The organism is Flavobacterium magnesitis, assembly GCF_041729735.1.
GTDB lineage: Bacteria > Bacteroidota > Bacteroidia > Flavobacteriales > Flavobacteriaceae > Flavobacterium > Flavobacterium magnesitis.
On the sequence record NZ_JBCFQK010000001.1, the window covers coordinates 269,170 to 284,229 of the forward strand.

A 15,060-nucleotide genomic window follows, 5' to 3' on the forward strand; every position below is an offset into this window, starting at 1 on the left:
CTTCCCAAAAACAAAAAAACCTCCTGTTTCCAAGAGGTTTATTCTACAAATTATTATTCTTAACTATTTCATCAAGCGCACTTCGTAAATACCTGTGATAGACGAATTCTGTTTTGCCTGAAATTTCACTTCCAGTAATTTTGCATTCGCTTTTAAAACCTCATCTGGAATTTCAATTATTTTATCAATAAACTGATTGCCTTCTTTTCCATCCATGGCTATCGAAGCAATCAAAACCGAATTCATATAAATATCAAAATTTTTGTTTTTATCCGAACCAAAATAAGTAAATCTTAATTTACGCGCTTCCAGTTTTGGGTTTTTCAATTCGTAGCTAAAAAAGCCTTTTCCGTTTCTGTAATGACGTTCTTTATGAATTCCTGTATCGGTTTGTTCTCCTTTAAAATTATGATCATTTTCTGGTTGTTGTTCTCCAGCAGTGACTAAATCTACTGTTTCCACTTCCAATTTCATTTTAGCCTCTTCTCTTTCTTTCATTGCCGCTTGCAATTCAGGTAATTTTTCTTTTGTGGTATAAGGCCAATACAGCATATAACGTGCATCGTGAATTTGGAAAAAAGGCACCAATTGTAAATTCTTAAATTGCTCCTGATAGGTAATATCCGAAATCGAATACGTAAAAGGTTTGTTTTTTACTTCCGTTATTGACTGCGCTAAATTAGTTGCATTTGAAACCAACATTGGTGCTTCTTCAATAGGATAGATTGGTCCGCTTGCAATATGCCCCATTCTACTTCCATCGGCTCTTAAACCTGTTAAATCAGTCTTGCCAGTAACCGCAGCCAAAACTATTGGTCCATGTAAAAAAGAAACCCAGGCTGATTTATCTGGAAGTTGTTCTGCGGTACTGTGCATTGGCAGAATCACAGAAATCACATCTCCCGATTTCCATTTTCGATTAATTATAACATAAGAATTTGCATCTTTTTCAATCGCTACTTCTTTACCATTTACCTTAATTTTCATTTCTCCATCGGTTATCCAAGAAGGATATCTAAACTTGATAGCAAACTTTTGTGCTTTTTTCAAATCCAATGTAAAAGCTGATTGTTCTTCGAAAGGAAACTTTGTATTTTGCGTTAGCTTCAATCCTTTTTCTTTCCATTCTAAAGTAGAAGGAATAAAAAGATTCACGTACAAATTAGCATTATCATGAGCGTAAATCATTTCGCCATATTTTCCGTGATTTTCTAAACCAGAACCCACACAACACCAAAAAGATTCCTGCGACTCCGAATACACACGGTAATGACGTGGACGAATAGGTGTAAAATACACAAATCCTCCATCAGGATGCTGCGATGACAAAATATGATTGTAAGTGGTACGTTCGTAATAATCCATGTATTTTGACTCTGGATGCGCCAGAAACAAATGCTTACTCAATTTAAGCATATTGTAACTATTACATGTTTCCGGACCTTCTCTGGATTCTAACATGGACGAAAAATCATTCGAAGGATTAAAATGTTCTCTCACGCTATTTCCTCCGATGGAAATGGTTCTGTTTTCGACTACTGTATTCCAAAAAAAGTTAGCTGCATCAGCCCATTTTGCATCGCCACCTACTTCGGCAACACGCATAAAGCCAATTATTTTAGGGATTTGCGTATTAGCATGATGTCCATTTAATTTATCTTCATCTTTTAACAAAGGATCTAAAATAGTCTTATGCGAAAATTTCTCAGCCAAGACCAAATATTTTTTGTCACCCGTAATTGCAGCTACATCAGCAAAAACTTCGTTCATTCCGCCATGCTCACTTTTTAGCATGAATTGGATTTGGTCATCTGAAAGATTTGAAACTAATTTTAAACACCAATCGGATAATTGGATTAGCATTTTTTTAGCTTTTTTATTCCCAGTTAATGTGTAAGCATCAACTAAACCTGCGTAAACCTTATGAACATTGTACCAAGGCACCCATTTTCCGTTTAACGAAAAACCACCTGCGTCAATCTTACCTTTAGCGATATCAGCCCATAATGCCTTGCTTCCAGGAACACCACCTATATATCCATCTCCATTTTTCAACTGGCATTTTTCTAAATTATCTAACATATAATCCAGACGTTCTTTTATTTGTTGGTTTCCAGTTGCAGCATACATCTCCGACAAAGCCGAAAGATAATGTCCGCCAATATGACCATCCAATCCTGTGTTTTCCCAATTGCCATAATTGTCTTTTAAAGGCGTTATCCCAGCCTCTTTTAAATAAGGAGCCAGTAATCTATCAGCATCGAGTTCTAAAATATATTTCATATCCGTTTGTTGTGCCTCTAAAAAAGGACTTTCTAACAAACGAACGGACGACAAAGGAAAACTTTTCAATTGTCCCGACTGCCCATAAACAGCCGCTGTTAATGTAAGTAAAGTAACTGCCCAAAGATTGTTCTTAAGATTTTTTAATACCATAATTTCTTGTTTTCTTATTTTATTTTGAAAAATGAATTCTCCCTATTTACTTTCCAAAATGGAATTATAAAATTAATTAACTCTTATTTTTAAAATAAGAAGTCCGAATTAACAAATGTAAATAAAACATTTATTAATTCGAATTATAATTTATAAAAACAAAAAGAAAGATTCTCAAAGCAACTGGAACATTACTCTGAGAATCTTTCTTTTATTGGTATAATTATCTACTTATATTATTGTAGGTAACCAGGATGTTGAGTTAAATTTGGGTTATCAATAATGGGATGCCCAGCAGATTTGTTCGCAAAAGGAAGCAATTCTGAACGGTTTTCCTGAAAACCATAATATAATCCATCACTTCCATCTGGTGCCTGAATCCAGTTTGGATACTGGCCACCATTTTCGGCAGAACCAGTTGGCTTTGTGTAAATAATATTTCCAATTTGAAGTGTATTAAAACCTCCTGTAAATCCAACTGCTTTACGTGAATTTCCATTATACGAACTTGTATAAGCTTCAAACATATTTACTGGATACCATTTGTCTCCACTTGCTACAGTATAACCATGAGCTTGAGCAACACTAGCTGTTGTTTCTAGGAAAGTAGTATACTGAGAAGAAGTAGTAGGTATTGTTTGAATTGAAGCAATTTCAACAGGATCAGTTAGATCAATGTATTCTACTCCTAAGAATGGATCTCCGTATGCTTGAGCATCAAAATGGAATTTATACAAACGATAAACAGCTGTGTTAGCGTAAGCATTCTTTTTATCTGAAAGGTCTTTCATATCTTGTTTTGTTGCAGCTAGTTCAGTTGCTAAACGATTCATTCTAATCAAATCAGTGCGAAGATTGAATTCACCTGCAAATTCCCATTTACGTTCTTGAACAATCGCATCTTCAAACCCTTGTCTATCAGACGGCATAGTTATAGAACCAATTCCTGCACGATCTCTTACTTCTTGTAAAGCATTTTTTGCTGCTGCTGTTGGGCCATTATTAAGGTAATTTTGAGTTTCTGCATACATCAACAATACATCAGCATAACGCAAAACAGGAATATTAATATTACGCTGAGCTGCACCTTGTGGTTCTATCCCCCAAGACATACGAAATTTACCTGGCATAATACAAGAGAAAGTAGTACCTACATCAACCCATTTATCAGATGCTGAACCATTGTTGAGGAAATAAATACTATAGGACGTGCAAGAAACATCACGTCGAGTATCATTTGCATTAAAAGACAAATAATAAGTTGGTAACATAAATTGTAATGCTTTTCTTGAACCAAATACACCTCCTCTAGTTCCTGGATGTGCATAAACACCGAAAGGAGAATTCGTATTTGGGCCTAAATTAGCTACTTCCCAAAGCATTTCAGGTTTAGTTGCTGAAAAATTACGCTGGCAGAAATTATACCATAAATATTCAAAACCACTTTTATTTCCTTGAGCCTGAACTAAACTATTTTCATTTTGAGAAATGACTGCCTGACAAGCATTATCTGCTATTTGATATAATTCCTGGACACGAGCGTTGTCACTTCGCTGCGACATCATTAATGAAGAAGCTGCATTTGTTTCTAGATTCCAACGCAATGAATATCCACCAGCATGCAGTGCCACACGAGCTAATAGCGCATAAGTTCCTTGTTTTGTTAAACGCTCATAAGTAGGGTAACCGCTTTGAGAGTTCCAAGGAATATCTTGTACAGCCGACTGGAGATCAGCAATAATACGGTCATAAATTTCATCACGCGAAGAACGTTTTGGGTAAAATGTATTTTCATCATCTGGATTAAGTTCTTCCAACGGTGTCCATACAGCAGGAACATCACCATACACACGAATTAAATTATAGTAACAAAAAGCACGAATAGCTTTTGCTTCTCCTATTAATGCATTTCGCTTGTCTGTTTCAAGCATTTGATTCAATCGACTAATTGCAATATTAGTCGATTCAATAATACGATATTGCTCTTTAAAAATTGTTGTAACTGTATACGGTGTTGTTGCATCGTAAAAATAATTACAAATATTGTATTTTGAATTATTTGTTGTTCCGTCTTCACAAGAATGAGTTACCGTTTCACCTGCACCTAATTGATAGAACAATTCAGAATGAATTATACCACGATAACAACCTTGTACAAACATATCGGCTGTAAGTTCACTTGCAAATACTGTTTCAGTATCCACAGCATTGTATGATGGCATATCTAAATAATCTTGACATGAAGTCATACTTAGAGACGCTATAAGAACAGACATTATTAATGCCTTTTTTTTCTCAAAAAATTTAATTGTTATTTTTTTCATGATGTATTTTGCATTAAAATGTTAAGTTTAAACCAAGCACAAAGCTTCTTGAACGAGGATAAGTAGAACTATCATATCCGGGAGTTACTGCTACTAAATCATTGTCACCCGCAGAAACTTCAGGATCGAAACCTGAATAACCTGCAACAGTTAATATATTATTAGCTGTAAAGTAAAAACGGGCATTAGAGATTTTAGCTCTTTCAGACCACGCTTTTGGTAGTGTATAACCCAGTGTTATTTGTGCAAGACGTAAATAAGAACCATCTTCAACAAAATAAGAAGAAGGATAAGTAATGTAGCTAGAGTTCAAAAGATTCAAAGCAGATGTGCGAGAGGCTTCATCTGGGTTTAATTCTTGTAAACGACTAAGCGAAGTAGCTTTTTGTCCAGTTAATGGATCTACTAAGCGATAGTAATTATCCCCAAACTCTGTAGGTACATTTTGAAAAAGAGCATAAGGGCTTGTACTGTGCTTAGTTGCATTATAAATTTCATTTCCAATACTGAATTTCATAAACGTATTTAGATCAAAACCTTTATAACGAAAAGTATTCGTTATCCCTCCCAAACAATCCGGAGCTCCATTACCTATTTTAACTAATTGTCGGGTAAATTGATCCCCTGCTTCGTTATCAGCAGCAAATTTAACATCACCAGGACTTGCAGTTCCACTAAATGGTTTTACAACACCAGGATTTAAAACGTAAGTTCCGTCAGAATTTTGTGTAAAATCATCAGTTGTATAAAGCCCTTGATATACATAACCATACATATCCCCTAATTGATCTCCTACTGTTGCATAATAGGTTACAGAACCAGATCGGTTATTACCTACATTAAAAGTTCTTTGAGTTTGATCCTTCTCTAGAGAAAGAACTTTAGACTTATTAAATGCTAAATTAAAATCAGTTGTCCAACTGAAGTTAGAAGTTTTTACATTTACTGTGCTAACAGTAAATTCCCAACCACGATTACGCATTGTCCCTACATTTTGGAATTGGCTTGCATAACCAGTTGAAGAAGGAATTATACTTTTTAATAACATGTCACTGATTTGATTGTTATACCATTCAGCAGTAATATCAATTCTTCTATTAAATAAAGAAATATCTAAACCAAGGTTTGTAGCATGTAAAGTTTCCCATTGTAAACCCTGATTGCCCAATGTTGAACTTGGCACATAAGCAGGATTTCCTGGAGTATTATTAATTGGATAATCCGTTTGACTTACCGTAGTAAGATATAAGTTGTTACCAATTCCATTATTACCAGTGATACCGTAACCAGCACGCAGTTTAAAATTATTGATGATGTTTCCAATGTTATTATTTTTCCAGAAACCTTCTTCTGAAATTCTCCATGCACCTGAAAGAGATGGAAATACTCCCCATTTATTTCCCTCAGCAAATTTTGACGAACCATCAGTACGTATTGTTGCTGTTAAAAGATATCGATCATCAAATGTATAACTTAAACGTGAAAAGAAAGAAGCAAGTCCGTTACGAGAATGCCCTACGGACTTATCTGAAACAGTTGCATTTGAAATATCATCTAATCCAAAGTTTGGCAATGGAAATTGTCTAAGAATTAAATTGTTACTTTCAGATTCATTATAAGTAACCTCTTGTCCCAATAAAACAGACACATCATGTTTCTCAGCAAATGTTTCTTTATAGTTTAATGTATTTGTAATTTGGTAACTAAAAGATTCAGAATTTCCAATACTACCATTAATTCCTGTATTAACAGGGTCAGTTAGCGCTGCTCTAGAATTTTCATCTGAGAAAGCAACTGATTTACCGCTGGACCAGGAATATTGACCTGAAGTACGCCATGTTAAACTCTTTAAAATATCAAATTCTACACCTGCATTTACCATAAACACGCGAGAGCGTCTATTAGATTGTGAAGCTTCATTTTCTATTAATGGGTTTTCAGTATCATAAGCAGAATCTAAACCTGATAAATCACCAAAAGTTTGAGTATTAATTGTTTGGTCTTGATTAAACAAAGTTCCTCCATTAATTGGTTGTAAAAGGATATCTTTCATTCCTCCATAAGCACCACCACCATCTGTAGATGTATTTGTAAACATGGTATTTACATCAAGACGCAATCCTTTATATAACTCTGAATTAATCTTAGCACGAAATGCATTTCTTGTATCATTATGATTTGCTAAAATTCCTTCTTGATTATTATAATTGTAGCTTAAAAAAGCTTGTGTATTTTCATTTCCAGTTGATACAGATACATTCTGATTTTGAGTATAACCTGATCCACCAAGCATTCTTTTTTGCCAATCAATAGCATAATCTGATGCATAACGACTATTTATACGATCAAAAGCACCTGTATAAAAATTAGGCGTATCTGTTGCTAAACTATTATCAAAAACATTACTCCATGCAGCAGGTTTACCTTGTAACACAGCCATTTCGTATTGGTATTTTACAAAATCTTCAGGATTAGACATCATGTCTAATTTTTTAGAAAGTTTATCAAATGAAATGAAAGAGTTGTAAGAAACTGAAGTTTTCCCTTTTTTTCCTGATTTAGTTGTAATTACAATAATTCCGTTTGAACCACGAGCTCCATAAATAGCTGTTGACGAAGCATCTTTCAAAATTTCAATACTTTTAATATCATTTGGATTGATTACATTAAGTGCATCATCCATTTGAAAACCATCAACAATGTAAAGTGGTTTAGTACTTTGAGTAATGGAAGTTCCACCACGAATCGTGATATTAGTTCCTGCTCCAGGCGCTCCACTAGTTGTAACAATATTTAAACCAGCAGCTCTTCCTTGTAAAGCTTGCGCTGCAGTCATTGCAGGAACTGTTGCTAATTCCTCTCCTGAAACAGAAGATATAGCTCCTGTTAAATCTGATTTTTTTTGAGTTCCGTATCCAATAACAACTACTTCTTCTAAGCTTTGAGAGGATTCTTCCAGTGTCACTTTAAAATCGGTTTTATTACCAATTGCAATTTCCATGGTATCAAACCCAATATAAGAAATCACTAGTACCTTGGCTCCATCATCCACCCTAATATTAAATTTTCCGTCTAAATCTGTAGAAACATTATTATTTGTTCCTTTTACAAGAACACTTGCTCCAGGAAGCGAAAGTCCATTGGCATCAACTACTACTCCACTAAGTGTTTTTTGCTGTTGCTCAGTTGTTAAAAAGGAAACGTTATTAGAAAAATTGTTATTTGTACTCCCTTTTTGTAATACAATTTGATTACTAACTAACGTATATTTAATATTAAATGGCTGTAATATTCTGGAAAGTACATTAGACAAAACCTCATTATTAGCCTTTACACTTATTTTTTGATCAAAAGCAACCATTCTAGAGTTGTATGAAAACTTTACATCGGCTGATTTTCCAAGCTGTGCCAAAGCCTCATTTAAATCCACATCTGTTATAGAAACAGTCACTTTGGTATCTAATTTTCCTTGTCCGAGGCTATTTGCCATGGTAACCGTTGAAAAAATTAGTGCTAATATAAATTGGTACAATGTCATCTTCATGAGTCGGATTAGTAATCGTTGTTTTACTACGGTTTTTTTCATAATTTTGGTTTGTTTTGATTAATACTATTTTGAGGGTATTTAAGAAACATTTCAAACCCACTTTACAGAGTGAGAATGAAGCTTTAGGCGTCGATTATGTTACAGCATATCGACGCTTTTTTTATTTCATAGGCAAATTGATTTAATTACATCCTTTAGACAAAATGGTGATTTGATTTCCGTTCATTGTATAACTCGAATTATTCCCAATACTTTTACAAATGATTTTCAATTTTTCTGGCAAAGGCTGATCATTTAGAGAAGTTGTTAAATGACATTTTAGCAATTCTTGTTTTGGAAAATCTATTTCTACCGAATAAGCTTGTTCAATAGTTTTAAAAATTTGAGACACAGGAATATCTGTAAACTCAAAACTCAATTGTTCAATACTTCTAACTGAGCTACTAATGGATTTATCCAAAGTAATATCGGTAATTTTATTAAAAGTTTGATTTTTACGTATAAAGCGAAGTGCCTGATTGGGCAACAACACTATTTCTTTTTGAGTTGATTTAGAATTTAATTTTTCTGAATTTACTTTTACTTTTCCTGTACGCACTAAAACTTCCACATCTGATTGATCCGCGTAAGCTTTAATGCGAAAACTCGTTCCTACTACTTTAGTAACTACTTCATTGGCATGAACAAAAAACGGTTTTTCAGTATTTTTGCTAATTTCGAAAAAGGCTTCTCCTGATAAGTACACTTTTCGTTCATTACCTGTAAAAACTTTTGGATAACTCAACTTACTTTTAGGTTGTAATAAAACAGAACTGCCGTCAGATAAGGTTATAATTTGAGGTTTGTTAGAATTATTAATTTGTTCCAATAAACCATCTTCGCCAGTATTAGCAACTGTTTGTTCGTAATAAGAATTCTTATCATCAACAAAATAATTATTGTAAGCATAAACTGAAAGCAAACCAAAAACTAAGATCGCAGCTACTTTTCTAAACCAAGTGGCGTTCCACAATTGAATTATTTTTTGTTCCATTTTTCGGTCTTGCTCTTTTTGTTCGATTTTCATCCAGGTATTTTGCAAAGCAGCATCGACTTGTTCTTGAGATAAATTGTCTTCAGGAACTTTCATGGCTAATAACCACAAGCGAGCTTCCTGAACCAGTTTGGCTCTTTTAGGATGTTCCAGAGTCCATTCTTCCCAACCCGCTATATCATTTTTTGATTTCATCCACAATCGAAATGATTCGTCTGCCAAAAAATCCTCTATTTCTCTATATTGATTTCGTTTTTTCATTTTAAAAAGTGTTTCTGCTATCATAAAGGACAGCCACCAGATTACATACTCATTAATTCGCAACTTTTCTTATTCTAATTACACCCAATTTGTCAATAATGGTATGAGTAATATAAAAGTTCCTTTCCTTTCCTTGCGAATATTCACTAATGCTCGATGCAATAAGTTATTAGCCGATTGATAATTAACACTCAATATGGCTGCTATTTCATCTACATTTAAACCGTGATGGTATCTTAAATACAAAGCTTCTTTTTGTCTGGCAGGCAAAACATTCAATACCTTATTTAATTGTGTTACTTTTCCAGCAGTTAATTCATCAGAAATTAATTGTTGTTCTATCGAAAAATCAAACAAAAAAGCAATCGCATCTACTGACTTTGACTTATTAAAAACCCTGTCACGTTCTTGTAAACGCACAATACGTTTGCGTACACTTGATAACAAATATGCCTTTACCACCACCGTATCACTAAGACTATTTCGATACACCCAGATATCAGTAAAAACATCCTGAACACAATCTTGAATTTTTTCAGAAAATGGTGAAAATGAATTTCCATACTGAATTAAATAACTATAGTATCTTTTAAAAAGCGTAGAAAATGCTTTTTCATCTCCCGCTTTTAATTCGATCCACAACTCATTATCATCAAGAAGAGTCTTATTTAAAATTTGATTTTTCAAACTCAAAATTTATTATTTTTCATTATTCATTGAAGTACTCTTAATTGTATTTACTAATTTAGAAAGAAGAAAAGAAGAGTTGCTATCAAAATAACAACTCTTTTCCAACTACTAACTAATATGACTAACCAAATCACATGTACAAGAAAGATCTTTTACACATAAAGGACACTTTTTTTATTATATACTCATTAAATTATAATTTTTTTTTCACTTTAAATAAAAATATCTTAATTGCATTCTACTTACCTCACATCTTAAACCGTTTTTCTTACATTATTCAAGTGAATTTGAATTAAATAAAAAATTATATTAAAAACATAATTGCTAATTTAATATATTTATGCAAATTTTATATACATGGAGGTAATTAGCTGCCCAAAATGCCAGAACGAAAAAACAGTAAAAAGCGGAATTATTAATAATAAACAAAGGTACTTATGTAAAAGTTGTAATTACTTTTTTACCGTAAATAAGATTGGAAAAAAAATTGACGATTATTATGTTACCAAAGCATTGCAACTCTATCTTGAAGGATTGAGCTATAGAGAAATTGAACGAATCATAGGCGTTTCACACGTAAGTATTAGTAATTGGATAAAATCATTCAATATAAAAAAACCAGCAAACACAAACTACCATCCTACTTACAAAATACTAAACCACTTAGAATTAGTAGAATATATAAAAAATAAAGAAACCCTATCAGGAGCTGGAATGATTATTACTGAACTTGGCGATAAATTTATGGTCATAAAATGGGAGCGATTTAAAAAATAACTATACTCTTTACAAGTATATATATCCTATTTTGTTTTACAAACAAAAAATCTGAATTTGCTAGTCTATTAAACCTAAATTAACCTTAAATTTTTTAAACCAAAATGGAACAAATATTAAAAGACACTACTGCCAACCCAGCACCACTAGGACTTTTTGGCTTCGGAATGACCACTATTTTATTAAATATTCATAATGCTGGATTCTTCGAGCTGAATGCAATGATTATGGGAATGGGAATCTTTTTTGGAGGAATCCAGCAGGTTATTGCTGGAATTATGGAATGGAAAAAAGGAAATGGTTTTGCTACGGCAGCATTTACTTCTTATGGTTTCTTTTGGTTAACACTTGTTGCTTTATGGCTTCTTCCTTTAATGGGAGTTGAAAAACCCGATGGCGCTTCCATGGGATGTTATTTAGCATTATGGGGATTATTCACGCTGGCTTTATTCATAGGAACATTGAACGGAAACACTGTTGGAAAACTTATTTTTGGCTCACTTGTAATTCTATTTGGGCTATTGTCTGCAGCTAGTTTTACTGGAAGCAAAGAAATTCACACCATTGCGGGTTACGAAGGGATTTTATGTGGCTTTTTTGCTTTTTATGAAGCTGCCGCAATTGTAATTAATGAAAAACTGGGCAAACAAGTGTTGCCTTTGTAAAAAATAAAAATCATAAAACACACAATAGCTTTAGGAAATTAAAGCTATTGTGCTTTTCATTTCAATGAAAAAAAGACATGAACAAAAATTAATTATCCTTTCAATGCTGATGATTTTAGCATTGAACATTCCGCTTATTTTATTATTTGATAGCTCAAAAGCCTTATTGGGTTTCCCCATTACTTATATCTATATATTCTCGGCTTGGTTATTTTCAATTGGCACAACTTACTTAATTATCAAAAAATATTATGAGTAGTCTTGGGCTTTTATTGATTTTAGCCATTTATGTAGTAATGCTATTTTACATTGCACATTGGTCCGAAAAAAGAAGCCATTCTAAATGGACAAATAATCCATACATCTATTCTTTTTCACTTGCTGTTTACTGTACTGCATGGACGTATTACGGCAGTATTGGGTTAGCCGCAAATTCTGGATTAGATTATTTGCCTATTTATTTAGGGCCAATAATTATCATTCCAACTTGGATTATTATTCTTAAAAGAATCATTAGAATTTCGAGAGTTAATAAAATAACCAGCATTGCCGATTTTATTTCGTTGCGTTACGGCAACAGCCGTTCATTAGGAGCCTTAGTTACCTTAATCTCTATTTTTGGGATTGTGCCTTACATTGCTTTACAGCTAAAAGCCATTTCGGATACTTTTCATATTGTATCTAAAACAGAAGCCAGTTCTAATATTTTTATGGACAATACCACTTACATCTGTATTGCCTTAGCCTTATTTGCTTCTTACTACGGAAATAAATATGTAGATGCATCTGAAAAAAGACGCGGAATTGTAACTGCCATTGCTATTGAATCCATCTTAAAATTAGTCTTCTTTTTAATCATTGGTGTTTATGTAACCTACTTTGTTTTCGATGGTTTTGATGACATTTACAACAAAGCGTCCGTCTTAGAAAATTTCGATAAAAAAAACACGATTGGTAATTTGACTAACGGACTCAATTGGTTTTTCCTATGTCTAATTTCTATGTTTGCCATTTTTATTCTGCCAAGGCAATTTCACACTGCTATTGTCGAAAACAATCAGGAAAAACACATCCGAACCGCCATTTGGCTGCTCCCACTCTACTTATTGCTTTTCAATATTTTTGTTTTTCCAATAGCCTGGGGAGGAAACATTCTTTTTGGAAATCAAGGTTTAAATTCTGATACTTATTCACTACTAATTCCACAGCATTTCAACAATAATTTCTTAACCGTATTAGTGTTTCTGGGAGGGTTTTCGGCAGCCATTTCTATGATTATTGTTTCTTCAATAACATTAGCAACCATGCTCAGTAACAACCTTTTAATTCCTTATGGTTTTATAGGTTCATTAGAAAATATTTCTCAAGAAAAAAACACTAAAAGAATTGTTCTTAGTCGTAAAATAGGAATTTTTTCATTGATAATATTAGCTTATATTATCTATCGGGTGTTTGTTTTAGATTACACTTTAGTTTCTATCGGTTTGGTGTCTTTTGTTATTATAGCCCAATTAGCTCCTGCTTTTTTTGGCGGAATGTTTTGGCGAAGAGGCTCTAAAAAAGGAGCTGTAACAGGAATTATTCTTGGATTTTTAATTTGTTTTTACACCTTATTAATTCCTTATGCTCTTGGAACAACAAATTCAGCAAGTACCTTTGTACAAGAAGGTCCTTTTGGAATAGCATTATTAAAACCTTTTCAGCTATTTGGATTGGATTATTTAGACCCTATTCCACAAGCGGTTTTTTGGAGTTTATTAGTTAATTTACTCAGTTATCTTGCGGTTTCGGTAAGTTTTAGCGGAAATTACAGAGAGCGAAATTACGCCGAAATGTTTGTAGATATTGACAAATACATCACCAATCATGAAAATGCGTATGTGTGGAAAGGAACTGCTAATATTTCGGATATCGAAAAAATTCTGGAACGTTTTCTTGGTATCGAAAGAACAAAACGTGCGCTGACCATCTTTAATTTAAAATACAATATTGACAAAGACAACAAGATTGCCGATGCTCGTTTTATAAAATTTGCAGAAAATTTATTAACAGGGCATATTGGTACGGCTTCTGCCAAAATAGTAATTGCAAGTGTGGCCAAAGAAGACAAAATAAGTCTGCCTGAAGTATTACGTATTCTGGAAGAATCCAAAGAAAATATTGTCATCAATAAAAAACTGACTGAAAGTTCGAATGAATTAAAAAAAATATCCGAGCAACTTCAAGTTGCCAATCAGAAACTCATAAATAAAGACATTCAAAAAGATGAATTTCTAGACACCGTAACTCATGAATTAAGAACGCCAATAACAGCGATTAGAGCAGCAACTGAAATCCTGCATGATGACGAAGATATTCCTGCAGAAGTACGTCAAAAATTTCTACAAAATATCATTTCCGAATCAGACAGACTGAACCGTTTGATTGATAAAATATTAGATTTGGAAAAATTTGAAACTGGAAAACAAAAAATTTATCTTTCTAAAAACAACATTTCCAGGACAATCAACAACACATTGGATTCGTTACAACAATTAATACTAAACAAAAATATAAGTATTGAATTCGAAAAAAAATCAAGCGAAATCAAAGCTTTTTATGATGAAGAACGAATTGTTCAGGTGCTTCATAATTTGTTTTCGAATGCTATTAAATTTTGTCCCGACATTGATGGAAAAATTAGTATAGAAATTAACGAAGACCGCGAATTTATTGCAATAAGCATTCACAATAACGGAAAAGAAATCAAACCTGAAGACTTAGAAGCTGTCTTTGACAAATTCTATCAATCTAGAAATCAAAATATTAAAAAACCTATTGGAAGTGGCTTAGGTTTAGCCATTTGTAAAAAAATAATTGAACATCATAAAGGAAAAATCTGGGCAGAAAGTTCAAATAGTAATGGAACAACTATTACTTTTACATTGCCCAATTACAATACTAGCGAAAAATGAAAAGAATATTAATTGTAGATGACGAACCTAATATTGTAATGTCGCTCGAATACACTTTCAAAAAAAACAATTTTGAAGTATTTATTGCGCGCGATGGACAAGAAGCTTTGGACATTTTAAAAAATCAACTTCCTGACATTATCATTCTCGATGTCATGATGCCAATGGTTGACGGCTACAGCACATTGGAACAAATAAAAAAAGACGACCGATTAGAGAATTGCAAAGTCATTTTTCTTTCGGCAAAAAATAAAGAGACTGACATTGAAAAAGGACTATCACTAGGTGCAAATTTGTACATAACCAAACCTTTTTCAGTAAAAAAACTAGTTGAAAAAGTACAGGAATTAATAAACTAACAAAACTAAATATA

General features: G+C 33.1%; 9 protein-coding genes. 4 read left to right on the forward strand and 5 right to left on the reverse strand.

Annotation, left to right across the window (positions count from 1 at the left end; genetic code table 11):
• Positions 1 to 63: 63 nt before the first annotated feature.
• From AAGV33_RS01240 to AAGV33_RS01260, 5 genes are all read right to left on the reverse strand, one after another.
• Positions 64 to 2,436 (reverse strand): beta-L-arabinofuranosidase domain-containing protein, encoded by a 2,373-nt coding sequence (locus tag AAGV33_RS01240; RefSeq protein ID WP_373390083.1) that lies wholly within the window; start codon positions 2,434 to 2,436, stop codon positions 64 to 66.
• A 236-nt stretch (positions 2,437 to 2,672) separates the two neighbouring features.
• Complete coding sequence (locus AAGV33_RS01245) at positions 2,673 to 4,685, reverse strand: RagB/SusD family nutrient uptake outer membrane protein (protein WP_373390084.1); 2,013 nt, start codon at positions 4,683 to 4,685, stop codon at positions 2,673 to 2,675.
• 88 nt (positions 4,686 to 4,773) lie between these two features.
• A complete protein-coding gene (locus tag AAGV33_RS01250; RefSeq protein WP_373390085.1) occupies positions 4,774 to 8,346 on the reverse strand; it encodes a TonB-dependent receptor in 3,573 nt (1,190 codons plus the stop codon).
• A 142-nt stretch (positions 8,347 to 8,488) separates the two neighbouring features.
• The gene (locus AAGV33_RS01255) at positions 8,489 to 9,601 is read right to left on the reverse strand and encodes a FecR family protein (protein WP_373390086.1); all 1,113 of its coding nucleotides are present in this window, start codon (positions 9,599 to 9,601) and stop codon (positions 8,489 to 8,491) included.
• A gap of 78 nt (positions 9,602 to 9,679) precedes the next feature.
• A complete protein-coding gene (locus AAGV33_RS01260) occupies positions 9,680 to 10,288 on the reverse strand; it encodes an RNA polymerase sigma factor (protein WP_373390087.1) in 609 nt (202 codons plus the stop codon).
• A gap of 360 nt (positions 10,289 to 10,648) precedes the next feature.
• Between AAGV33_RS01260 and AAGV33_RS01265 the strand changes: the two genes are divergently transcribed.
• The 4 genes from AAGV33_RS01265 (at position 10,649) to AAGV33_RS01280 (ending at position 15,046) form a co-directional block, all read left to right on the forward strand.
• A complete protein-coding gene (locus tag AAGV33_RS01265; protein ID WP_373390088.1) occupies positions 10,649 to 11,068 on the forward strand; it encodes a transposase-like zinc-binding domain-containing protein in 420 nt (139 codons plus the stop codon).
• Positions 11,069 to 11,172: 104 nt separating this feature from the next.
• The gene (locus AAGV33_RS01270; protein WP_373390089.1) at positions 11,173 to 11,733 is read left to right on the forward strand and encodes an acetate uptake transporter; all 561 of its coding nucleotides are present in this window, start codon (positions 11,173 to 11,175) and stop codon (positions 11,731 to 11,733) included.
• 251 nt (positions 11,734 to 11,984) lie between these two features.
• Positions 11,985 to 14,687 carry an ATP-binding protein gene (locus tag AAGV33_RS01275; RefSeq protein ID WP_373390090.1) on the forward strand — a complete coding sequence of 901 codons (2,703 nt, stop codon included), beginning with the start codon at positions 11,985 to 11,987 and terminating at the stop codon, positions 14,685 to 14,687.
• On the forward strand, positions 14,684 to 15,046 hold the full coding sequence (locus tag AAGV33_RS01280) for a response regulator transcription factor (RefSeq protein WP_373390091.1): 363 nt from the start codon (positions 14,684 to 14,686) through the stop codon (positions 15,044 to 15,046). The genes AAGV33_RS01275 and AAGV33_RS01280 overlap by 4 nt, the downstream gene beginning before the upstream one ends.
• Positions 15,047 to 15,060 lie beyond the last annotated feature (14 nt).